General features: G+C 54.4%; 19 protein-coding genes. 9 read left to right on the top strand and 10 right to left on the bottom strand.

Translation table 11 applies throughout. The annotated features are described in order from the left end of the window. Positions 1-59 precede the first annotated feature (59 nt). The 3 genes from ansP (at position 60) to ABIC79_RS03200 (ending at position 2,679) form a co-directional block, all read left to right on the top strand. On the top strand, positions 60-1,541 hold the full coding sequence (gene ansP / locus ABIC79_RS03210; RefSeq protein ID WP_013575047.1) for an L-asparagine permease: 1,482 nt from the start codon (positions 60-62) through the stop codon (positions 1,539-1,541). Positions 1,542-1,675: 134 nt separating this feature from the next. Further along, the gene (locus ABIC79_RS03205) at positions 1,676-1,873 is read left to right on the top strand and encodes a hypothetical protein (protein WP_013575048.1); all 198 of its coding nucleotides are present in this window, start codon (positions 1,676-1,678) and stop codon (positions 1,871-1,873) included. Continuing rightward, complete coding sequence (locus ABIC79_RS03200) at positions 1,873-2,679, top strand: hypothetical protein (protein WP_015689685.1); 807 nt, start codon at positions 1,873-1,875, stop codon at positions 2,677-2,679. Before ABIC79_RS03205 ends, ABIC79_RS03200 begins: the two co-directional genes overlap by 1 nt. Before the next feature lie 20 nt (positions 2,680-2,699). Here the strand turns inward: ABIC79_RS03200 and ABIC79_RS03195 are convergent, their stop codons facing one another. Then, the gene (locus ABIC79_RS03195) at positions 2,700-3,389 is read right to left on the bottom strand and encodes a fumarylacetoacetate hydrolase family protein (protein WP_013575050.1); all 690 of its coding nucleotides are present in this window, start codon (positions 3,387-3,389) and stop codon (positions 2,700-2,702) included. Positions 3,390-3,481: 92 nt separating this feature from the next. Beyond that, a complete protein-coding gene (locus ABIC79_RS03190; protein WP_015689686.1) occupies positions 3,482-4,276 on the bottom strand; it encodes an SDR family NAD(P)-dependent oxidoreductase in 795 nt (264 codons plus the stop codon). 113 nt (positions 4,277-4,389) lie between these two features. On the opposite strand from ABIC79_RS03190, the gene ABIC79_RS03185 reads away from it, so the two are divergent. Further along, entirely contained in the window at positions 4,390-4,836 is a 447-nt protein-coding gene (locus ABIC79_RS03185) for a winged helix-turn-helix transcriptional regulator (protein WP_013575052.1), read from the top strand. 179 nt (positions 4,837-5,015) lie between these two features. Here the strand turns inward: ABIC79_RS03185 and ABIC79_RS03180 are convergent, their stop codons facing one another. From ABIC79_RS03180 to ABIC79_RS03160, 5 genes are read right to left on the bottom strand one after another with little or no spacing between them, the layout of a single operon-like run. After that, positions 5,016-7,043: a CocE/NonD family hydrolase gene (locus tag ABIC79_RS03180; protein ID WP_217147247.1), complete on the bottom strand. Its 2,028-nt coding sequence runs from the start codon at positions 7,041-7,043 to the stop codon at positions 5,016-5,018. Continuing rightward, positions 7,040-8,683, bottom strand: a complete 1,644-nt coding sequence (locus tag ABIC79_RS03175) for an ABC transporter ATP-binding protein (protein WP_112198090.1) — start codon at positions 8,681-8,683, stop codon at positions 7,040-7,042. The genes ABIC79_RS03180 and ABIC79_RS03175 overlap by 4 nt, the downstream gene beginning before the upstream one ends. Then, entirely contained in the window at positions 8,680-9,507 is an 828-nt protein-coding gene (locus tag ABIC79_RS03170) for an ABC transporter permease (protein WP_013575055.1), read from the bottom strand. The genes ABIC79_RS03175 and ABIC79_RS03170 overlap by 4 nt, the downstream gene beginning before the upstream one ends. An 11-nt stretch (positions 9,508-9,518) precedes the next feature. Next, the gene (locus ABIC79_RS03165; protein WP_013575056.1) at positions 9,519-10,466 is read right to left on the bottom strand and encodes an ABC transporter permease; all 948 of its coding nucleotides are present in this window, start codon (positions 10,464-10,466) and stop codon (positions 9,519-9,521) included. Then, the gene (locus tag ABIC79_RS03160; RefSeq protein ID WP_013575057.1) at positions 10,466-12,049 is read right to left on the bottom strand and encodes an ABC transporter substrate-binding protein; all 1,584 of its coding nucleotides are present in this window, start codon (positions 12,047-12,049) and stop codon (positions 10,466-10,468) included. Before ABIC79_RS03160 ends, ABIC79_RS03165 begins: the two co-directional genes overlap by 1 nt. A 219-nt stretch (positions 12,050-12,268) precedes the next feature. On the opposite strand from ABIC79_RS03160, the gene ABIC79_RS03155 reads away from it, so the two are divergent. Continuing rightward, positions 12,269-12,550: a CBU_0592 family membrane protein gene (locus tag ABIC79_RS03155; protein ID WP_013575058.1), complete on the top strand. Its 282-nt coding sequence runs from the start codon at positions 12,269-12,271 to the stop codon at positions 12,548-12,550. Between the two features lie 119 nt (positions 12,551-12,669). Here ABIC79_RS03155 and ABIC79_RS03150 read toward each other — a convergent pair whose 3' ends face one another. Next, the gene (locus ABIC79_RS03150) at positions 12,670-13,560 is read right to left on the bottom strand and encodes a LysR substrate-binding domain-containing protein (RefSeq protein ID WP_013575059.1); all 891 of its coding nucleotides are present in this window, start codon (positions 13,558-13,560) and stop codon (positions 12,670-12,672) included. A gap of 25 nt (positions 13,561-13,585) precedes the next feature. Next, a complete protein-coding gene (locus ABIC79_RS03145; RefSeq protein ID WP_013575060.1) occupies positions 13,586-15,004 on the bottom strand; it encodes an aminotransferase-like domain-containing protein in 1,419 nt (472 codons plus the stop codon). Positions 15,005-15,172: 168 nt separating this feature from the next. Between ABIC79_RS03145 and ABIC79_RS03140 the strand changes: the two genes are divergently transcribed. Beyond that, positions 15,173-15,445 carry a DUF1127 domain-containing protein gene (locus ABIC79_RS03140; RefSeq protein ID WP_013575061.1) on the top strand — a complete coding sequence of 91 codons (273 nt, stop codon included), beginning with the start codon at positions 15,173-15,175 and terminating at the stop codon, positions 15,443-15,445. A gap of 143 nt (positions 15,446-15,588) precedes the next feature. Here ABIC79_RS03140 and metG read toward each other — a convergent pair whose 3' ends face one another. Continuing rightward, positions 15,589-17,778 (bottom strand): methionine--tRNA ligase, encoded by a 2,190-nt coding sequence (gene metG / locus ABIC79_RS03135; RefSeq protein ID WP_259463057.1) that lies wholly within the window; start codon positions 17,776-17,778, stop codon positions 15,589-15,591. On the opposite strand from metG, the gene apbC reads away from it, so the two are divergent. The 3 genes from apbC to dcd all read left to right on the top strand — a co-directional run bounded on the left by apbC (position 17,772) and on the right by dcd (position 20,291). Then, entirely contained in the window at positions 17,772-18,884 is a 1,113-nt protein-coding gene (gene apbC, locus ABIC79_RS03130; protein WP_013575063.1) for an iron-sulfur cluster carrier protein ApbC, read from the top strand. The genes metG and apbC overlap by 7 nt on opposite strands. A 146-nt stretch (positions 18,885-19,030) precedes the next feature. Continuing rightward, positions 19,031-19,672, top strand: coding sequence for a uridine kinase (udk, locus tag ABIC79_RS03125; protein WP_013575064.1), 642 nt, complete (start codon positions 19,031-19,033; stop codon positions 19,670-19,672). Between the two features lie 37 nt (positions 19,673-19,709). Continuing rightward, a complete protein-coding gene (gene dcd, locus ABIC79_RS03120; protein ID WP_013575065.1) occupies positions 19,710-20,291 on the top strand; it encodes a dCTP deaminase in 582 nt (193 codons plus the stop codon). The last annotated feature ends 17 nt before the right edge of the window (positions 20,292-20,308 follow it).

The raw sequence follows: 20,308 nt of genomic DNA, 5'->3' as shown, positions 1-20,308 counted from the left end.
CAATCGTTTGCTTGCAGCACCCGGCGTCAGGTGAAGGTTATTTTGGAGAACAACTCATAATGAAGTCTCATAAAAAAACGGCAGAGGCGAAGCACGCGGCTAAACGGCGCTGGCTGGACTCTCACGATCATGGTTATCACAAGAGTATGGGCAACCGTCAGGTTCAGATGATTGCCATTGGTGGTTCTATCGGTACCGGTCTGTTTCTCGGCGCGGGTGCGCGTTTACAGATGGCGGGTCCGGCGCTGGCTATCGTGTATGCGGTGTGTGGTATTTTCTCATTCTTTATCCTGCGTGCACTGGGCGAACTGGTTTTACACCGTCCGACCAGTGGCAGCTTCGTATCCTATGCCCGTGAATTCCTGGGTGAAAAAGCGTCTTACGTAGCAGGCTGGATGTACTTCCTGAACTGGGCGATGACCGGCATTGTCGATATCACCGCAGTGGCTCTGTACATGCACTACTGGGGAACCTTCGGTGATGTTCCGCAATGGATGTTTGCGTTGGGCGCACTGGCGATAGTGGCAACCATGAACATGATCGGCGTGAAGTGGTTCGCTGAGATGGAATTCTGGTTTGCGCTGATCAAAGTGGCGGCGATTGCTATCTTCCTGGTGGTTGGCGTGGTGTTCCTCGGCACCGGCAAACAACTGGACGGTAACACCACCGGTCTGCATCTGATTACCGACAACGGCGGTATTTTCCCGCACGGTCTGTTACCGGCGCTGGTTCTGGTGCAGGGCGTGGTCTTTGCGTTCGCGGCCATTGAGCTGGTCGGTACGGCGGCGGGCGAAACCAAAGATCCTGAGAAAGTGCTGCCGAAAGCCATTAACAGCGTGATCTGGCGTATCGCTTTGTTCTACGTCGGCTCCGTGGTGTTACTGGTGCTGTTGCTGCCGTGGAATGCCTATCAGGCGGGCCAAAGTCCGTTTGTCACCTTCTTCAGCAAGCTGGGCGTGCCTTACATCGGTACCATCATGAATATCGTGGTTCTGACTGCAGCGCTGTCGAGCCTCAACTCCGGCTTGTATTCCACCGGTCGTATTCTGCGTTCCCTGTCGATGGGCGGTTCAGCACCGAAATTCATGTCGAAGATGAGTGCGCAGCAGGTGCCGTACGCCGGTATTCTGGTCACTGTCGGCATTTATGTGATCGGTGTAGTGCTCAACTATTACGTGCCTTCGCAGGTGTTTGAGATTGTCCTGAACGTCGCCTCACTCGGCATCCTCAGTTCATGGGCTTTCATCATTGTCTGTCAGATGAAACTGCGTACTGCAATCAAAGAAGGTCGTGCGAAAGACGTTTCCTTCAAAATGCCGTGGGCACCGGTGACCTCGTGGCTGACGCTGGCCTTCCTGGCGGGCGTTCTGATCCTGATGGCGTTTGACTACCCGAACGGCACCTACACGGTGGCGACCATTCCGGTGCTGATCATTCTGCTGGTACTGGGCTGGATAGGTCTGCGCAAACGTGCTGCTGAAGTGCATGCCGAACAGGCTGCGCAGGAAGAAGCACATCAGGAAAGTATTGAAGCGAAGTAATTCGTTTCGCAGATTCCAGCAAAGGGCTGCCGTCATGGCGGCCCTTTTTCATTCCTGCCCGTAAAAAATCTGAAACAGCCACAATGTCTCTTTCCTTTGACTAGGCTTATTCTTTTATGATGAGAGGCAAACCTATGTTGAAGATTGTTTTACAAATATTTTCCAGCCCGGAAAAATTTCTCGGACTGTTCAGTGCCGCAGACATGGAAAATACGCTGGAAGAGGGCGAGCGTATTCTGATTGATGAAAACGGTACGGCATCAGTCAATCCGGCTAATCAGGAGATGCAGCAAGACTTTGCCCGCCACGTCAAACGCATGAGCGTGCTGTAATGGCGACAGCCGTTTTCATGGTGTTAATGGTCTGCGGCTACTGGTATACCACCCGCGACATTTCATCGCGCTTCAAACTTAAACGCACCTTTGGCTGGGACGTCTATTTTCTGGTGGCGCTGTATGGCTGTATTTTTGTCCTGCAGGGTGTACTGGTCATAGCACTGCTATATCTGGCGCTGTGGGGGATTTCCGGTGTTATCAACTGGCTGCCCGCCTTGCCGCATCTGCATCAGGATGTGCACTACCAGCGTGATTTCATTAACTGGAGTTTCTTAGGCATTCAGGCACCGGTGGTGATTATGCTTGCCGTCTCCGTGATGCTGTGTCTGGTCCGCACTACCTGGTCACCGGGCTTGCGCCTTAATACTGCCGGACGCAGAGAGTTGTACAAACAACTTACCCGCGCCAACGGCGTGGAAGGGCTGTTGTATCAGTGTATGGAAGAGGGCGATATGGTATTCATCACCCTGCAGTCGCGGCGTGTTTATATCGGCATGGTGCATACCGCAAGGTGTGAAACAAGTTCGTCGGACAATGTGGTCGTGATCCCGATGGTCAGCGGTTATCGCGATAAAGACACACTGGAACTGCGCGTTGAGCATAATTATGCCCGCTATTATCAGGAACATGGCATCACGCCGGTATCAGATCCGGTGAGCGCGCTGAAGTTTCGTAAGGTGATTTTACTGAGCCAGATAGAAACGCTGTCGCTGTTTGACCCGTCAAGTGCCTGTGCGTTCGAGAAGCTTATTCCGCTGGTTGAAGAAGAAATGGCCCGGAAAATTGGTGAGAAGGACGCCTGAAATAAGGCGTCCTGCATGCATTACACGATAGTGAAGCTGAAATCACTCAGACCTTCGATGCCGCCGGTGATCACATCACCGCGCACTACCGGACCCACACCTGCTGGCGTACCGGTATAGATCAGATCACCGGGCTTGAGTTCAACCGCCTGAGAGAGATAGCTGATGACGTCCGCTACCTGCCAGATCTGGTCGCTCAAATCACCGCGCTGACGTTTTTCACCGTTCACATCGAGCCAGATTTTACCGGCAGCCGGATGACCTGTCTGACTCACGGGTTGCAGCGGATTCGCCGGTGCGGAATCATCAAACCCTTTGGCGAAATCCCACGGACGTCCCAGTTTCTTGGCCTGCGCCTGAATATCACGACGGGTTAAATCTACGCCCACGGTATAACCCCAGACGTGTGACAGTGCGTCTTCAGCGGCAATATCTTTACCGCCTCTGGCAATCGCAACGACCAGTTCTACTTCATAATGCAGATCGTCGGTCAGCGTCGGGTACGGCACATTGCCGCTGGCGGGAACCACGGCATCCGCCGGTTTGCCAAAAAAGAAAGGCGGTTCGCGGTCAGGATCATGACCCATCTCACGGGCGTGCTCGGAATAGTTACGGCCAACACAATACACGCGGCGCAACGGAAAGCGGGCGCTCTGGCCTTCGACGGCGAGAGACGGAACTTCGGGTGCAGCAATTACATATTCAGTCATCGTATTCACTTCACAAAGTTATCGAATTAACATATTTGCAAAGCGAATCAACATTGACCAGTAAATTTATGTTACTGGTCAATGTGTCACTGTCAGGCCTTGTAACGCGGTGCGGCGTGAGCCTGCAGGAAGTTCGGTACCATTGCACTGCGCAGGGCATCAAATTCATCCCACTGTTTTTCGTCCTGCAATGGCGGAATGGTGATTTTTTCTTTGCGGTCAAAGCCCAGCAAGGCGGCATCCACCAGTTCACCCACTTCCATTACACCCGGCACTTCATCGATATTTTTGCCCGAACGTTCCCAGATTTCTGTACGCGTTGCGGCAGGTAATACGGCCTGAACGTACAGACCGCGCTCGGCCATTTCAAATTGCAGCGTCTGGCTGAAAGTCAGCACAAAGGCTTTGGTGGCGGAATACACCGCAGATTGCAACTCCGGCGTCAGCGCCATTACCGAGGCGATATTAATAATCGCCCCGTCTTTATGCTTGATCAGACCGTCGAAAGCGACGCGTGAAAGACGCGCCACCGAGGTGACGTTCAGGGTGATCAGATTCCCGATGGCGTCGGCATCGCTGTTTTCAAAACCGGCTTTCAGCGAAGCCCCGGCGTTATTGATCAGCAGGGAAATCTGCGGTGTTGCACGGATAAAATCCTCAACGCGTGCCAGATCTTCGCTGCGGGTTAAGTCTGCGGGTAACACGGTGATTTTTACGCCGGTTTCATCCTGCAGGCGTTCAGCCAGTGCTTTCAGGCGCGTTGCATCACGGGCAACCAGCACTAAATCATAACCGCGTTTCGCCAGACGGTCGGCGTAAGTGGCCCCGATGCCGCTTGATGCGCCGGTGATTAAGGCCACGGACTGAGTGCGAATTGTATCTGACATAGTAGAACCTCGGTGTTGGATAGGGTGGTTTAATAATAAAACCAGGTGATTTTTAGCACTGGTGGTTTTATAATGCAACCAGATTTTTTAAACCGCATTGAGCAGGAAGTGCCATGAAACGAACCCGTCTGGAAAACACGCCTTGTCCGGCTGGCCGCGCGCTGGATCTCATCGGTGACTGGTGGACGTTGCTGATTGTCCGCGATGCGATGTACGGCCTCTCACGATTCAGTGAATTTCAGCGCAGTCTGGGGGCGGCGAAGAACATTCTCAGCTCCCGCCTGAAAGCGCTGGTTGCCGAAGGCATTATGAAGATTGAACCGGCGGCAGATGGTTCGGCGTATCAGGATTACGTGCTGACGGAAAAAGGGCTGGCGCTGCAACCGGTGCTGGTTGCGCTGGGGCAGTGGGGAAGTGAATATCTGTTTGAAGCCGGCGAAGCCTGCACGCAACTGGTAGATATCGAAAATCGCCAGCCGCTGCGTAAGCTGGAAATCCATGCGCAGGACGGGCGGGTGCTCGAAAGCCGGGATATAAAGGCGATTATTCCTGAATCTTGATCGAGAATTCGGTCGACTCCCTCCCCTGCGAAGGGGAGGGTTGGGGTGGGGTATTAAAGTTAAATCAATAAGTTGAAGTTTACTTAAACGAGGTGTCAGCCCTTAAAACCCCCTCCCGGCCTCCCCCTTCGCAGGGGGAGGAGCAAGGCAAAATCACGGCTTATGGGAGCAAAAAAACATTACCGCGCAATCCTCTCGTGCCAGTATTTCGTGAATTCCTCTTCGCCGTTCAGGCTGACCACCATATCGCCGCTGACGATAAAGTGCGTCAGGTCGCTGCGTAGTTCGAGGGTGATTTCTGCTTCCATCCACCAGCCTTCACGTCCCATCTTCATAGTCTGCGTCAGCAGATAGCGCGCGGATAACGGATCACTGTTACTGACCGTCAGCTCGCGCCGCAGATTGTGATCGACCGTCGTGTCGATATCATCGAAGCGGTAAACGCCTTCACCGAAAACGCCACCCACGCCGTTGGTCACGCTGGTCCAGCTGTCGGTGAGGAAATCGTAAGTGATGTTGCGATCCACGCGCCCTGGCGACAGCACAGTTTGCGGTGTCAGCGGCGCGCTTTGTGGCTCAGCAATCGGGCCGTCGATGGATACCGGCTGTTCGCACACCGGCAGGCTGAGCTGCGCGCTGTGCAAATCCAGCGTCAGCGTGGCGACCTCCGCCATCGGCCAGATCATCGGCCAGAAGGTGGTCGCCAGCGAGAGTCGCATCCGGTGACCGGTGGCAAAGCGGTGTGCGATACCATCCAGTTGTACCGGTACTTTGACTTTCTGACCGGGGATAAGCGGCACAGATTGATCATGGCCGTGCAGATGCGACAGATTCAGCCAGCCGTGCGTGACACGGTTTACCGAACCGTCCGGTGCAACGTCAGAAAGCCGGACGTACAACATCGCAGCCGGTTTATCGCTGCTCAGTTCGACGGTAAATTCCGGGAAGCCAAAAATGGTCAGCGGCTCGGCCAGCGGTTCGCCATCAAAGATTTCTGCCATGCCGTCATCGACACGCTGATCCGGTGGCATTTCGCCGGGCACACCGGCCCCCATCCATTCACCGGCCATCAGACCGTGATTCTGCGGTGAACAGATATTGATAACGCCTGCGTCAACATCCGGCTGAGTATTGAGCTGGCCTCGTGTGAGCCAGCGCGGGATGTGATTGATATTGCTGGCGGTGCCGCGATCAAATCCCACCCATTCACCACGGCTGACCGGACGCATCGCCGAGGGCGGCTGGCTGTCCTGCAACCAGGTCTGGATCATCGGGCCTGCCATCGCGCCGTTGTCTTCGCCTTTCAGCCAGTGATCCCACCAGCGCACGGCTTCCTGCAGGAAACCGATCGCCGGTTCCGGTGTGCCGTCCTGCGGATAGATATGCGCCCACGGACCGAGAATGGCGCGGCGTGGCACTTTCAGATTGTCCATCAGGCGGAACACTGCATTGCTGTAGGCATCCGCCCAGCCGCCGATGGCCATCACCGGACACTGAATGGCGGACCAGTCTTCGCACACCGAACCATGCTGCCAGTATGCGTCGCGCAGCGGATGTTCCATCCACAATGCCGGGAAGAATGGCATGTTTTCCAGACGGTTCAGCCAGTCTTTGTACCACCTTTCACCGACCAGTGCGGGGTCGGAAGGTCGGCTCTGGTACGCCAGCATGATGCCGCCCCACCAGAGATTGTCATTAAGCAGGCAGCCGCCTTTGTAGTGAATATCGTCGCGGTAACGGTCGTCAGTTGAACACACGGTGATGATGGCTTTCAGGGCGGCAGGGCGGCGGGCGGCGACCTGCAGGCTGTTAAAGCCGCCCCAGGATTTCCCCATCATGCCGACGTTGCCGCTGCACCAGGGTTGTTCGGTGATCCACTCAATCACCTCCAGCGCATCGTCCTGTTCCTGCAACAGATATTCATCCGCCAGCAATCCGTCGGATTCGCCGCTGCCGCGCATATCCACGCGCACCACGGCGTAGCCGTTACCGGCGAAAAAGCCGTGCATCGGTTCGTCGCGGGTGCGGGTGCCGTCGCGTTTGCGGTAAGGAATGTATTCGAGAATGGCCGGAACCGGCTGGTGTTCAGCGTCATCCGGCAGCCACAGGCGGGCAGCGAGACGTGTGCCGTCACTCAGCGGGATCCACAGATGTTCAGTCACGGTGACGGCGTGAGGGAATTCAGTCACGATGCGTTTGGTGCTCATAAGACTCCTGTCGAAGAAATGGCTGCCGCAGGAAGCGCCGTGCCGCGCAGGGCGAGAACCTCGTCCAGCCAGCTGGTGCGCATTTCCGGTACGGAGGTCAGCAGTTTTTCAGTGTAGCTGTGCATTGGCGCGCTGAAGACCACGTCGGTATCGCCGCTGGCGACCACCTGACCCTGATACATCACCGCCACCTGATGGGCGATCCGTTTTACCGTGCCCAGATCATGCGTGATAAACAGATACGACAGCCCGAGCTGTTGCTGTAAGCGGCGCAGCAGATTCAACACTTCTTCCGCTACCAGCGGATCGAGCGCCGACGTGGCTTCATCGCAGATAATCAGTTCCGGCTGTGCGGCCAGTGCGCGGGCGATACAGACGCGCTGCTTCTGCCCGCCGGAAAGCTCGCCGGGACGACGGTCGATCAGTTTAAGCGGCAGTTCAGTCAGGCGGAGTAACTCTTCCACGCGCTCGCGCACCTGTTTTTTGTTCATCCCAAAGTAGAAGGTCAGAGGACGGCCAATGATATCCAGCAGCGTCTGACGCGGATTCAGCGCCACGTCAGGCAACTGATAAATCATCTGCATACGGCGCAGCGTTTCTTTATTGCGCTGGTGAAAATTATGCGAAAGCGCAATGCCGTCGAAATCCACCGTACCTTCGGTGTCGGGTAGCAATCCGACCAGCGCCCGTGCCAGCGTACTTTTGCCGCTGCCGGATTCGCCGATAATCGCCAGCGTTTTGCCACGCGGCAGTTGCAGGCTGACGTCGTGTACCACCCGTTTACCATTGTAGCCGGTGCTCAGTTTTCGCAGGGTCAGCAGCGGCTGACCGGCAGATTCATGACCATCGGCCAGCGGTGTTAGTGCGTGTTCACGCTCTGCCACCAGACGCCGCGTATATTCCTGCTGCGGGTTTTCCAGAATGGTTTGCGTACTGCCGGTTTCCACCTCTTTGCCGTGGCGCAGCACCATAATGCGGTCGGCAAGTTGTGCGACAACGGCCAGATCGTGGGTGATATACAGCGCGGCGGTGTTGAATTCACGCACCAGTTTGCGCAGCATCACCAGCACTTCAATTTGCGTGGTGACGTCCAGCGCGGTGGTCGGTTCATCCATGATCAGCAAATCAGGTTTACAGGACATCGCCATCGCGGCCATTGCGCGCTGAAGCTGGCCGCCGGAAAGCTGATGCGGATAGCGTTTGCCGATGTTTTCCGGATCCGGCAAATCCAGTGAGCGGAACAGTGAAATTGCCCACTGGCGGCTTTCTTCTTTGTTCATCAGACCGTGGCGGATCGGGCCTTCGCAGACCTGTTTTTCGATGGTCAGCGCCGGATTAAATGACGCCGCCGCGCTTTGCGCCACATACGCCACGCGCCTGCCGCGCCATTCGCGCTTTACGCTGGAAGGCTGAGAAACGATATCGGTGCCATCCAGGAAAACTTCGCCACCGGCAATGCGGCAGCCCTGACGCGCATAGCCTAACGCTGCCAGACCAATAGTGGATTTCCCCGCCCCGGATTCACCAATCAGACCGAGCACTTCACCCGCCGCCAGTTTCAGGGAAATATCCTGCACCAGCGGCGAACCGTCGAGGGTTTCGATGCGCAGCCCGCGCATTTCTAAAATTGTGCGTGTCATGCTTCATCTCCATGCGGCAGACTATTCCGCGCCAGCAGCCAGTCGACCACCAGATTGACGCCAATCGTCAGCAGGGCAATCGCTGCTGCCGGATATAACGGCGCGAACTGACCAAAGTTAATCGCCTGCGCATTGTCGCGCACCATGCTGCCCCAGTCGGCATATGGCGGCTGAATGCCGAGACCTAAGAAACTTAAGCCCGCAATAAACAGGAAGGTAAAGCAGAAGCGCATGCCAAACTCAGCCAGCAGCGGTGGCAGGGCGTTGGGCAGAATTTCTTTGAACAGCACCCAGCGTAACCCTTCACCTCGCAGACGCGCTGCTTCCACGTATTCCTGACAAACAATCGCCTGCGCCACCAGCCGTGCCAGACGGAACACGCGGGTGGCGTCGAGCAGGGCGATGGTTAGCACCAGTACGGGAATGGACGTGCCCATCACCGACAATACGATCAGCGCGAAAATCAGCACCGGAATCGACATCACGGTATCGACGATACGTGACAGCACCACATCCACCCATTTGCCGTAAATTGCCGCCGTAAAGCCGGTGATAATGCCGATGATAAAAGAACTGAAAGTGATGGTCAGCGCGATGGCAATGGTGGTGCGTGCGCCAAACAGAATGCGGGAAAGCATGTCGCGCCCGAGACTGTCAGTACCAAACGGCGTGGCGGCGGAAGGCAGCAGCCAGATGTCGCCGACCTGTTCGGTTTCGCTGTGCGGGGCGAGCCATGGCGCAAAAATAGCTGCCAGCAGGTTCACCGCAATAATCACAATCCCTATCCAGGCCGACAGCGGGATGTTAATGAAATATCGGTTCATGTGTCCCCCTTTTAGCGCGCATGGCGCAGGCGTGGATTGCACCAGATCGCCAGTAAGTCGGCGGTGGTGTTGAGGAAAATGTAAGTGCCGCCAAACAGCAGGCCACAGGCCTGAACCACCGGCAGGTCGCGCTTGGTTACCGCATCCACCATGTATTGCCCGATACCCGGATAGACAAACACCACTTCCACCAGGATCACACCGACCACCAGATAGGCCAGATTGAATGCCACCACGTTGATGATCGGTGCAAGGGCGTTTGGCAGCGCGTGCGCGACCACGATGCGCCAGCGCGGAATGCCTTTAAGCACCGCGCTTTCAATATATGGGCTGGCCATCACCGCAGTGACTGAGGCGCGCGTCATGCGCAGCATGTGTGCCAGCACCACCAGCGTCAGGGTGAGCATCGGCAGGGTGCAGACGTAAAGCCGGTCGATGAACGACGAACTGCTGTCGACCATTGCCAGACTCGGGAACCAGGTCAGACGAATGGCGAAGGCGATCACCAGAATGTAGCCGACAAAAAACTCCGGCACCGAAATGCTGATGAGCGTCAGGGTATTTGCCAGCCGGTCAAAAACGGAACCGCGCCAGATGGCTGATGCGATCCCCAAACCGACAGCCAGCGGAATAGCGATCACCGCAGCGTATCCGGCGAGGAACAGCGTGTTCGCCAGACGTGGCAGCAGTTCGTCGCTGATGGCGCGACCGTTCGCCAGCGAATGCCCTAAGTCGCCGTGCATAATACCCGCCAGCCAGTGCAGATAGCGCAGCACAGACGGTTCATCCAGCCCGAGTTGCAGGCGCAACGCGGCAACGGTTTCAGGCGTGGCGCTCTGGCCTAAAATGGCCGTCGCGACGTCGCCGGGCAGCATTTCCGTGCCGATAAAAATCAGCACAGAAACCAGCCACAGCGTGATAATGCCTAACAGGATCCGCTGTAAAATCCGTTTTTTCATCATGCCTCCAGCCAGACGCGCTCGGCCAGACGACCACCCATGAAGTTGAACATCGGATGTGGCCTGATACCGCCGACTTTTTTGCTGGCTGCATCAAGATAATCGCCAAACAGCGGGATCATTGCACCGCCGTCGTCGCGCACGATACTTTGCAGTTCACCATAGATTTCAGCGCGTTTGCCTTCATCAAGCAGGGAACGTGCCTGCAACAGCAGGGCATCAAACTTCTCATCTTTCCAGTGGGTGTCGTTCCATTTGGCAGTCGACTGATAAGCGGTGGAGAACATCTGGTCAGCCGTCGGACGTCCGCCCCAGTAACCCATGCTGAACGGGGCTTTCATCCATACATCGTCCCAGTAGCTGTCGGCGGGCTGGCGTTTGATGTTGACCTGAATGCCGCCTTTTTGTGCTTGCCCCTGGAACAGGGCGGCCGCGTCGAGCGCACCGGCAAAAGCGGCGTCAGAGGAGGACAGTTCGATGTTGAGATCCGTCAGACCGGCTTTTTTCAGGTAGAACTTCGATTTGTCCGGATCGTAAACGCGCTGTTCCAGGCTGTGATTGAAGAAGCGGTCTGTCTTCGGGATCGGATGGTCGTTGCCCAGCGAACCGTAGCCGCGCAGCACGGTATCGAGGATTTTCTGACGGTCGATGCCGTGTTTAATTGCCATGCGCACATCGTTGTTGTTGTACGGTGCGACGCTGCAATCCATCAGGAAGGTGAAATGCTGACCGCCGGATGAACGCACAATGTTCAGTGCCGGGCTGCGTTTAAGGAAATCGACGGTTTTGAAATCGACACGGTTAATCGCGTGAACCTGGCCGGAAATCAGGGCATTGGTGCGGGCGGTCGGGTCGTTGATGACCAGCACTTCCACGGCATCAACAAAGGCGCGATCCGGCTTCCAGTAGTTCGGGTTGCGCTTGAACAGCGATCGCACGCCCGGTTCGTACTGATCAAAGATAAAACCGCCGGTACCGATCGGATGCGACCAGTCGGTAAAGCCGTTGGGTACCACCACCAGATGGTAATCCGCCAGCAGATACGGCAGGTCGGCGTTGCCACTTTCAAGCGTGATCAGGATCTGGTTGTCGCCCTGTTTGGTCAGACCGGTAATCGGGGCCAGTTGAGTTTTGATGGCGCTTTTGGATTTGTCGCCGCGATGCAGGTTGATGGAATAAAGAATGTCATCTGCATCCAGTTTTTTACCATTATGGAAGGTGACGCCATCACGAACGGTAAACACCCACTCGGTGGCACCGGGTTTGGCTTCCCAGGCGGAGAACAATTCAGGCGTGGCTTTGTTATTTTCATCAATTTCAATCAGGCCGTTCATCAGCATATATGCCTGATTTAATGGCACCCAGTCGCTGAATAATGTCGGGTCCAGCGTATCACTGGTATTTCCCCCTGACATACCCAGTTTTAATATGCCGCCTTTTTTCGGCTCAGCAGCAAAAGCAGAGAACGGTGAAAAGCCCATAGCACTGGTAATACCCACAGCGGAAACGCTGGTAATAAAGCCGCGACGGCTAAGTTGTGCATCCTGCATTAATTTCGTCAAAGGGGAATTATTATCTTTCATTAATTATCTCCATAGTACGTGCTGGAATTTTATAGGTGCAGGCGAAATACCCCGGGTGTTTCTAAATTGGCGCAATGGATTGCCTTGATGATTTATATCAAAACCCCCTGTTGAACTTGCATGAGAATTTATCATGAGGGTATGCGAAAAATGCGCGGCAGAACACCCTGAAAAGCTTTATTTTTCTCAGCTATCAACGTCTGGAAAGGGAAGTGACCGGTGGAACTGCATACGGTTGTCGGTTTAATTGGCGTGTTTTGCTATCTTCTGGCTTATGCGCTGGTTCAAATGCGCAGGCTAGCGGTTGATGCTAACAGTTACGCCTATCTTAATATAATCGGCGGCGTGTTTGGCCTGTATTCGTTAAGTCATGATTTCAACCTTGCATCCTGTATTTCGCAGTCATGCTGGCTGTTATTCACATTAATTGGTATGAATTCTGCGAGAAAACGCAGATATCTGGAGAAAAACAAAATACCGCCAGCCGATGTCAATTCATAATATTTTATTATGACGTCGGATTATTATTATTTTTCATAAATCACTGTGAACATGATCTCGTCAATCCTGCTGAATATTCATTGCCAGACCGGATATCCGGCCTGGCAAATTCATTCACTTTACGGCTGTTTTAACCAGTTAATGACTTTATGCACCACAGGTTTGAGGAACCGGTCCTGCGGCGTCAGCATGTAGCATTTTCCGGCGGCAGCCAGTTTGCCGGGATGTGCGGCGACCAGTTGGCCGTTATTGATGTAATCCTGCACCAGTCCTTCCCAGCCCAGCAAAATCCCATCTCCCAGCACCGCCGACTGCACCAGAAACGGATAGTTGTTGGCCCGCCATGTTCTGCGCGGCGTGACGAAGCTGACGTCCTGCGACGCAAACCAGTCGCGCCAGCCGGTCCATTCGCGTTGCGGGTCATCCTGAATAAGCAATGTCTGTTCAAGTAAATCGGCGGCGCTGGCGTCAGGTGGCATACGGCTGAGGAATGACGGCGAGCACATCGGATAACAGACTTCGTCAAACAGCGCCTGTACGTGATAACCGGGCGGTGGCTCGCGCAGATAGAAGATAGCCAGATCAAATTCTGATGACTTGAGATCTGAAAAGCTGTCGGAAATCTTCATGCGGATTTGCAGGTCGGGCAGCAACTGGCGCAACGAGGAAAGACGCGACGAAAGCCACAGGCCGCTCATGGCGCTGGTGCAGGCCAGCGTGACCTGCGGCAAACCGTTCCAGCCCATGACTTCCGCCGTGGATTGCGAAATATCACCCAGTAATTTACGCACTTGTTGCGCATAGGTTTCACCGCGCGGCGTCAGGGTCGTTTTACGCTGGGCGCGCTGGAAAAGCTTACAACCGAGCATTTCCTCCAGTTGAATGATCTGGCGGCTGATGGCGCTTTGGGTAAGATTCAGCTCGTCGGCTGCCCGGGAAAAACTGCAATAACGCGCCACGCATTCAAAAGCCACCAGCGTGTTCAGTGGCGGTAACGGTTCTATCTGCACGGTAAAAGTGTCTCCGGATGGACGTTTAGCAGTTTTCCAGCATCTGAGAAATCGTCAGGCCCACCTGCTGGATGGCGCGTTCAGTTTTTGCTGTCAGGGGCTGTGCATAATTGATGCGCAGGCAATTGCGGTATTTGCCAGAAGCAGAGAATATCGAACCGATGGCAATTTGCACTAAATGCTCTTCGAGCAGCCGGTTCAGCCGCTGTGTATCCACGCGTTCATCAAGTTCGATCCACAGCAAAAAACCGCCCTGGGGGCGGCTAACCCGGGAGCCGCACGGAAAATATTTCATCACCCAGTCAGTCATGGTGCACAGATTGCGCTGGTACTGGTTACGTATCCGGCGCATGTGCTGCAGATAATGCCCCTGTTTGATGAAATCCGCGATAGCGATTTGTGGCAGCGTAGCCGAGGCGCCGGTGGTGATGTATTTCATGTGCAGCGCACGGTCGTGATAGCGACCCGGCGCGATCCAGCCGACGCGTAAACCGGGCGCCAGCGTTTTGGAAAACGAACTGCACAGCAATACGCGGCCATCTTCATCGAAAGAGGTAATGGTGGCAGGGCGCGGATACTGATACGCCAGTTCACCATAAACATCGTCTTCGATAATGGCGATATCGTAGCGTTGCGCCAGACGCAGCAGGCTTTTCTTACGGTCATCAGGCATGTTGTAACCGAGCGGATTATTGCAGTTGGGCGTCAGTTGTATGGCTTTGACCGGCCACTGTTCCAGTGCCATTTCCAGCGCTTCCAGACTGATCCCGGTCACCGGATCGGTCGGGATTTCCAGCGCTTTCATGCCAAAACCTTTAAGGGTTTGCATCGCCCCGTGAAAACTCGGCGAATCCACCGCCACGATATCGCCGTGTTCGCAGACCGAACGGATGGCGATAGACAGCGCTTCATGACAACCGGTGGTGATCAGAATATTGCTGGCATCCATATGGCTGCCGCTGTCAATCATCAGACGGGCGATCTGTTCGCGTAATTCTTCTGAGCCGTAAATGCTGTCGTAATGAAACGCGTTGAGATTCTGATGCTGGCCGGCGCGCCCCATCAGGCGGCTGAGGGGCCTGAGCGTGGCAGCCGTGACATCCGGCGAGCCCCGCCCGAGCTGCACCACGCCGGGACGGTGCGGGGACGTAATCAGTTCGAGTACCTGATCCCACTGGGAAATATCCACCGGACGTTGCGTCGGGCGGCAAACCGCCGGAAGCGCTGCCTGCAAGCGTGCATCTTTGACAAAGTAGCCTGATTTTGGTCGTGCCTCCACCAGCTGTTTTTCTTCCAGCACGCGGTAGGCCTGCTGAACCGTGCTGACGCTGACGCCATGTTCACTGCTTAACACCCGCACCGAAGGCAGCCGGATACCCGCCGGATACAGCCCCTGCTCAATACGGTCACTCAAGACATTTGCCAGATTTTCGTAACGATTCATTATCTTTTCCTCAACGCCTGCGCAAAGAAAGCAGTACAGATGGACACAATCTAACGCTGAATCTGTCATCAGATCCAGATCTGTATGGTCGAAATATAAAAAAACTGAATCTGTAATGTTTTTACTGTTTGTAAGATCCTGATGTCAGGTCGTCAACGGGAGCAGAATATGAAAAATATCATTGAAGAACGGCAGTTTGCCGGATGTGAGACACGCGCTTGTGCTGATATCTTGGGGGCGGATAGGGCAGTACAGATGCCGCAAAAAAAGAGCGGATGGATAAAACAGTTGTTTGCTATCGTGCATGGCTGGAATGAGCGCCGCGTCAGCCGCAAGATTTTGCATTCGCTGAGTGCTGATCAATTGAAAGATATCGGGCTGGCGAAATCGGATATCGACAGAGAGTATCCGAAAGCCATTTGGCCGAACTGGCCGAAGTGATTATGCTCCCTCCCCTGCGAAGGGGAGGGCCGGGGTGGGGTATTAAGGTCAAAAAATAAGCTGAAGTTTCTCCAACTCTTTATTTTGTCTGTAAAACCCCCTCCCAACCTCCCCCTTCGCAGGGGGAGGAGCAGTCATGAGTTTTATTTAACCTGCATACCCGGCTGTGCGCCGGAATCCGGGCTGAGCAGGAAGATGTCTTTTCCGCCTGGGCCCGCCGCCATCACCATTCCTTCAGAGATGCCGAAGCGCATTTTACGCGGTGCGAGGTTAGCGACCATGATGGTCAGACGGCCTTCCAGTGCTTTCGGATCAGGATACGCAGAGCGGATACCGGAGAAAATCTGACGGGTTTCACCGCCCAGATCCAGTTGCAAACGAAGCAGTTTGTCTGAACCTTCCACGAAATCAGCGCTCTTGATCAGGGCAATACGCATATCCACTTTGGCGAAATCATCAAACGTGATGGTTTCCTGAATCGGGTCATCGGCCAGCGGACCGGTTGTCGGTACTTTGGCAGCTGCGATGTCTTCTTTCGAGGCATCAACCATCGCGGTGACTTTATCCAGTTCGATACGGTTAAACAGCGCTTTGAACGGATTTACCTGATGCGACAACAATGGTTGGGCAATCGCGTCCCAGTCCAGTGTGGTATTCAGGAAGGCTTCTGTGCGCTCTGACAGTGAAGGCAGAACCGGCTTCAGATAGGTCATCAGTACGCGGAACAGGTTGATGCCCATTGAGCAGATGGCCTGCAGGTCGGCATCACGGCCTTCCTGTTTTGCGACAACCCACGGTGCCTGTTCATCGACATAACGGTTTGCCAGGTCAGCCAGCGCCATGATTTCGCGGATTGCACGGCCTGATTCACGGCTGTCATACGCCTGAGCAATGCTTTCAGCGGCATCGGTGAAGGTTTTGTACAGCGTTTCATCGGCCAGCGTGTCAGCCAGTTTGCCGTCAAAACGTTTGGCGATGAAACCGGCATTACGTGAGGCCAGGTTAACCACTTTGTTCACGATATCAGCGTTAACGCGCTGCACGAAATCTTCCAGATTCAGGTCGATATCGTCGATGCGTGAAGACAGTTTCGCGGTGTAGTAATAACGCAGGCAGTCCGCATCCAGATGGTTCAGATAAGTGCTGGCTTTGATGAACGTGCCACGAGACTTGGACATTTTTGCGCCGTTGACGGTGACATAACCGTGCACAAACAGGTTGGTCGGCTTGCGGAAACCGCTGCCTTCCAGCATGGCAGGCCAGAACAGGCTGTGGAAATAAACGATGTCTTTACCAATAAAGTGATACAGCTCGGTGGTGGAATCTTTTTTCCAGAACTCGTCAAAATTCAGGTCACTGCGGCGGTCGCACAGGTTTTTGAATGAACCCATGTAGCCGATTGGCGCATCCAGCCAGACGTAGAAATATTTGCCCGGCGCATCAGGAATTTCAAAGCCGAAGTATGGCGCATCGCGTGAGATATCCCACTGTTGCAGACCATGCTCGAACCACTCCTGCATTTTGTTTGCCACTTGTTCCTGCAACGCGCCCGAACGGGTCCACGCCTGCAACATCGCGCTGAATTCAGGTAAGTCAAAGAAGTAGTGCTCGGAATCACGCAACACCGGCGTCGCACCGGAGACCACAGATTTCGGGTCAATCAGTTCCGTCGGGCTGTAGGTTGCGCCACACACTTCACAGTTATCGCCGTACTGATCCGGTGATTTACATTTCGGGCAGGTGCCTTTAACGAAACGGTCTGGCAGGAACATGCCTTTCTCAGGATCGTACAACTGCGAAATGGTGCGGTTTTTGATAAAACCGTTTTCTTTCAGACGACCATAAATCAGCGCAGACAGCTCACGGTTTTCGTCGCTGTGCGTGGAGTGATAGTTGTCGTAGCTGATGCCGAAGCCGGCGAAATCTTTCTGATGCTCCTGGCTCATTTCGGCAATCATCTCTTCCGGCCTGATACCGAGCTGCTGCGCTTTCAGCATGATCGGGGTGCCGTGTGCATCGTCCGCACAGATGAAATGCACTTCATTGCCGCGCATTCGCTGGTAACGGACCCAGACGTCAGCCTGGATGTGCTCGAGCATGTGACCGAGATGGATGGATCCGTTGGCGTACGGAAGTGCACAGGTTACCAAAATTTTTTTCGCGACTTGAGCCATAGTAAGAGCTTGCTTTCTGTAGTTGAAATCAGGGGCATTGATGTTAACCGAAAGCGCCGCCCCGCGTAAACAAACGGGGGATCTCCTTACGTGTGTTCTGTTATGCTTATGGATAGATAAATAGTCTGATAACCCCCTTTCAAGGAGCCGGGATGACATCTCAATCCCCACAGCAGACCACACCCGCAGGGCTGCGCGCACTCGTGACCGGCGTACTGGCCACCTTCCGCCATTCCACACTGCAAAAAGATTTGCCCGCGATGAAAGCGTTGCATCACTGCGTGTTAATGGATGACGTTTTACATATTGATCTGACCCTGCCGTTCGCCTGGAACAGTGGTTTTGATGTATTAAAAGAACAAACCAGCAGCGAATTGTTGCGGGTGACCGGCGCTTCGGCCATTCAGTGGAATCTGCGCCACGATATTGCCACCATCAAACGGGCAAACGATCAGCCGGGTATCAAAGGTGTGCGCAATATTCTGGCGGTCAGTTCGGGTAAAGGCGGGGTAGGGAAATCGACCACGGCGGTGAACCTGGCGCTGGCGCTGGCAGCAGAAGGTGCCAAAGTCGGTATTCTGGACGCCGATATTTACGGCCCGTCAGTACCGAATATGCTGGGCACTGAGGAAGAACGCCCGACCTCGCCGGACGGCGTGCACATGTCGCCGATTATGGCACACGGCCTGGCGACCAACTCGATTGGCTATCTGGTGACGGATGAAAATGCCATGGTGTGGCGCGGGCCGATGGCCAGTAAAGCGCTGATGCAGATGCTTCAGGATACGCTGTGGCCTGATCTGGATTATCTGGTCATCGATTTGCCGCCGGGTACGGGTGATATTCAGCTGACGCTGTCGCAAAACATCCCGGTTACCGCCGCCTTAGTGGTCACGACGCCGCAGGATATTGCGCTGCTCGATGCAATGAAAGGCATCGTGATGTTTGAAAAAGTGCATGTGCCGGTTCTGGGGATTGTAGAGAACATGAGTATGCATGTGTGCAGCAACTGCGGGCATCACGAACCGATTTTCGGTACCGGTGGCGCACAACGTCTGGCTGAGAAATACCGCTGTGATTTACTGGCGCAATTGCCGCTGCATATTTCGTTGCGTGAAGATTTAGATCGTGGTGAGCCAACAGTTGTTTCCAATCCTGAAAGTGAATTCACGGCAATTTACCGTGAGCTGGCGGCAAAAATTGCGTCACAACTGTTCTGGAAAGGCGATGCCATCCCGACAGAAATTGCCTTCAGAGCCGTTTAATCCCCCAACTCTGTGAATTATTGCCTGATGTCAGCGATTACACAGCCTTAACGCTGGCATCGGGCAGTGTGTTGTACTTATAATTGGCGCGTTCAAAGCATATATCTGTGCTTGCCTTCCAACTTCCAAATCAGGTCTTTAATTTTATGTCTGACAAATTCCATCAGTGTGTCATCGTGGGTATCGCTGGCGCATCTGCTTCGGGAAAAAGCCTCATCGCCAGTACGTTATACCGTGAACTTCGTGATCAGGTCGGTGATGAGCATATCGGGGTGATCCCGGAAGATTGCTACTATAAAGACCAAAGTCACATGACCATGGAAGAGCGGGTCAAAACCAACTACGACCATCCCAGTGCGATGGACCACAATTTGCTGTTCCAGCATTTACAGGCAATGAAGTCTGGTCAGGCGATTGAATTGCCAAGCTACAGTTTCATTGAGCATACCCGTCTGCCTGAGACGGTGACCCTTAAACCGAAGAAAGTGATTATCCTGGAAGGGATCCTGCTCCTGACCGATGCACGTTTGCGTGACGAAATGAATTTCTCCATTTTCGTCGATACTCCGCTGGATATCTGTCTGATGCGCCGTATGAAGCGTGACGTCAATGAACGTGGTCGTTCGATGGATTCTGTGATGGCGCAGTATCAGAAAACGGTTCGTCCAATGTTCCTGCAATTTATCGAGCCTTCAAAACAATACGCAGACATCATTGTGCCGCGCGGCGGCAAAAACCGGATTGCGATTGATATCCTCAAGGCTAAAATCAGCCAGTTCTTCAATTAATCGCGGAACAATCCGTTAAAACCATACCGGAGATACGATGAGACTTTGCGACCGAGATATAGAGGCCTGGCTGGACAGCGGCAAATTAGGTATTTCACCCCGTCCTCCGGTCGAACGGATTAATGGTGCAACGGTAGATGTGCGTCTGGGTAACGGATTTCGCGTTTTCCTCGGGCACAATGCGGGTTATATCGATCTGAGTGGCCCTAAAGACGAAGTCAGCGCTGCACTCGATAAAGTGATGAGTGATGAGATTGTGTTGCCGGAAGGCGAGGCGTTCTTCCTGCATCCGGGCGAACTGGCACTGGCGGTGACCTTTGAGTCTGTCACCATTCCTGACGATCTGGTGGGCTGGCTGGACGGACGCTCTTCACTGGCGCGTCTCGGGCTGATGGTGCACGTGACCGCACACCGCATTGATCCGGGCTGGCAGGGGCGTATTGTTCTCGAGTTTTATAATTCAGGTAAGCTCCCGCTGGCGCTTCGCCCGGGAATGTTGATTGGCGCGCTGAGTTTTGAACCGTTATCCGGTTCTGCTGCACGGCCATACAATAGCCGTCAGGACGCGAAATACCGCGACCAGCAAAGCGCTATTGCCAGTCGTATTGATAAAGACTGATTCTGTTTTTTATCCGT

It is taken from the genome of Rahnella sp. 2050 (genome assembly GCF_040544515.1).
Taxonomy (GTDB): domain Bacteria; phylum Pseudomonadota; class Gammaproteobacteria; order Enterobacterales; family Enterobacteriaceae; genus Rahnella; species Rahnella aceris.
This window is presented reverse-complemented; position numbering and strand designations above follow the sequence as displayed.

Coding starts and splice junctions, on each gene's coding strand:
- ABIC79_RS03175 (WP_112198090.1), bottom strand. CDS start 8,683: ATGACACGCACAATTTTAGAAATGCGCGGGCTGCGCATCGAAACCCTC.
- ABIC79_RS03185 (WP_013575052.1), top strand. CDS start 4,390: ATGAAACGAACCCGTCTGGAAAACACGCCTTGTCCGGCTGGCCGCGCG.
- ABIC79_RS03165 (WP_013575056.1), bottom strand. CDS start 10,466: ATGAAAAAACGGATTTTACAGCGGATCCTGTTAGGCATTATCACGCTG.
- ABIC79_RS03145 (WP_013575060.1), bottom strand. CDS start 15,004: ATGAATCGTTACGAAAATCTGGCAAATGTCTTGAGTGACCGTATTGAG.
- apbC (WP_013575063.1), top strand. CDS start 17,772: ATGACATCTCAATCCCCACAGCAGACCACACCCGCAGGGCTGCGCGCA.
- ABIC79_RS03200 (WP_015689685.1), top strand. CDS start 1,873: ATGGCGACAGCCGTTTTCATGGTGTTAATGGTCTGCGGCTACTGGTAT.
- ABIC79_RS03205 (WP_013575048.1), top strand. CDS start 1,676: ATGTTGAAGATTGTTTTACAAATATTTTCCAGCCCGGAAAAATTTCTC.
- ABIC79_RS03180 (WP_217147247.1), bottom strand. CDS start 7,043: ATGAGCACCAAACGCATCGTGACTGAATTCCCTCACGCCGTCACCGTG.
- udk (WP_013575064.1), top strand. CDS start 19,031: ATGTCTGACAAATTCCATCAGTGTGTCATCGTGGGTATCGCTGGCGCA.
- ABIC79_RS03160 (WP_013575057.1), bottom strand. CDS start 12,049: ATGAAAGATAATAATTCCCCTTTGACGAAATTAATGCAGGATGCACAA.
- ABIC79_RS03170 (WP_013575055.1), bottom strand. CDS start 9,507: ATGAACCGATATTTCATTAACATCCCGCTGTCGGCCTGGATAGGGATT.
- ABIC79_RS03195 (WP_013575050.1), bottom strand. CDS start 3,389: ATGACTGAATATGTAATTGCTGCACCCGAAGTTCCGTCTCTCGCCGTC.
- ansP (WP_013575047.1), top strand. CDS start 60: ATGAAGTCTCATAAAAAAACGGCAGAGGCGAAGCACGCGGCTAAACGG.
- ABIC79_RS03190 (WP_015689686.1), bottom strand. CDS start 4,276: ATGTCAGATACAATTCGCACTCAGTCCGTGGCCTTAATCACCGGCGCA.
- metG (WP_259463057.1), bottom strand. CDS start 17,778: ATGTCATCCCGGCTCCTTGAAAGGGGGTTATCAGACTATTTATCTATC.
- ABIC79_RS03140 (WP_013575061.1), top strand. CDS start 15,173: ATGAAAAATATCATTGAAGAACGGCAGTTTGCCGGATGTGAGACACGC.
- dcd (WP_013575065.1), top strand. CDS start 19,710: ATGAGACTTTGCGACCGAGATATAGAGGCCTGGCTGGACAGCGGCAAA.